Origin of the sequence: Pseudoalteromonas sp. SWXJZ94C (assembly GCF_015864385.1) — a bacterium.
In the GTDB taxonomy this organism is placed as follows: Bacteria; Pseudomonadota; Gammaproteobacteria; order Enterobacterales; family Alteromonadaceae; genus Pseudoalteromonas.
The window spans coordinates 1-1,427 of record NZ_JADYXF010000127.1 but is presented as its reverse complement, the minus strand read 5'-3'; the positions used below and the strand labels follow the sequence as shown (position 1 = coordinate 1,427).

Sequence of the window (1,427 nt, the reverse complement as noted above, 5' to 3'; positions counted from 1 at the left end):
AATGCGCAATGGCAACTGTATTGTCTTGTTCATAATATAGAAAAGCTGCAAAACACGATGCATTAAGAAGGGTAAGCTCTTTTTACCTAAATAAAGCCACTCAAGCACCCGCAATCCCGTCCAAAACGCCAATTAAAACAACACCAAACACTTCTTTATATGCTGCGTAAAAATACAGTAATCGATTGAACCAAAATAGGAACTCAGCTATGGTTTGTTTATCAATAAAAATAAATAAAAAACGAGTTAATCTACAGGCTCGTTAAATTCCTGAGGAAGTATGAGCAATAAAGAAATAGTTATATTTGCTTCGATCGTATCAGCAGGCTTGATCACACCTGAAGAATATATTTCATGTTGTGATGATCTTATACTAAAAGAAGATGAGCCTTGCGAGTTGATAATGGATCTTGCTTTATTGAAAGATAAAGATGCAGCCGTTAAACGCTTGCTTAGCGAGGCATATGATAACTTTGAAGAAATGTATCCATTCCCAGAAACTGGATTTTTCGAGGTTTGCGTAGAATTTATCAAATTTCAATCCGGTAACGTTGGTTGGAGTGACTTCCTTCGTTCTGCGATTCTTATAGCTGAGCAAGGTCGCTGCCAGTGGAGCGCGGACGACTTTAATAGGTTTCTGGAATCATATCTGGCAAACGACGAAAGCGAAATATTGACAAAAAATCAATCAGAGCATCTTGCCGGTGTGCTGAAAGAAGAAATTGAAAAAATAGACCTCTACCGAAAAATGGTAGAGCAACGAAATTTAACAAGTTTGTCCAGTTGACGTTTTGGTCTACGCTTCGTTTTGGGGTAGCTACGCCACTTTACCCCAAAACTACGCTCCAACCAAAACGCAACTGACAAAAGCGTTATGTTTCAGGGTGATTGTGGACGATATTGACAGGTTAATAATTTCAGAATCATCGGATTGTGAATTAGATTTATACCAAATTATTTATGATATACATTTCTATCGACCTGAATTAACTATTACTGAAAAGTACAAAACGGCTTTGTCTTCTTTGTTTAAATTAGAAGCTAGTCAGTATATAGAAATAATTGAGCAATTTTATGAAAGGACTGATTCAATGGTTAATGTATCGTCAGAGCGTATAATTGCTAGTTCGGAATTAGACCAAATATTAAAGCATCCAAAAGTGTGGGACCGAGCGCAAAATTTTGCAGCCGAGTCTGCATTAATTGTAACCGCTACACAGAAAGGTATCGGTGCAATAGAAACATAACGCGGAATAAACGGAATAAACTAGACATCCATCCTAAATTTGCACTTTCTAAGGTTAATGACTAAATTTCAATTAGTCTAAAAAGCGAGCAGGTGTTTTATGGCTATTGCAAGAAAGCGTCAGGTAAGTTTGGTTGATACAAAATATTATCACTGTATTTCACGCTGTGTACGTCGTGCC

At 37.1% G+C, this 1,427-nt stretch carries 2 protein-coding genes and 1 pseudogene; all 3 read left to right on the top strand.

What is annotated here, in order from left to right:
* The first annotated feature begins 280 nt into the window (after positions 1-280).
* The gene (locus I6F65_RS21335) at positions 281-787 is read left to right on the top strand and encodes a hypothetical protein (protein ID WP_166109481.1); all 507 of its coding nucleotides are present in this window, start codon (positions 281-283) and stop codon (positions 785-787) included.
* A 103-nt stretch (positions 788-890) separates the two neighbouring features.
* Entirely contained in the window at positions 891-1,247 is a 357-nt protein-coding gene (locus I6F65_RS21330) for a hypothetical protein (protein WP_166109483.1), read from the top strand.
* Between the two features lie 99 nt (positions 1,248-1,346).
* Positions 1,347-1,427: pseudogene (locus I6F65_RS21325) on the top strand (Mobile element protein); the annotation flags it as partial.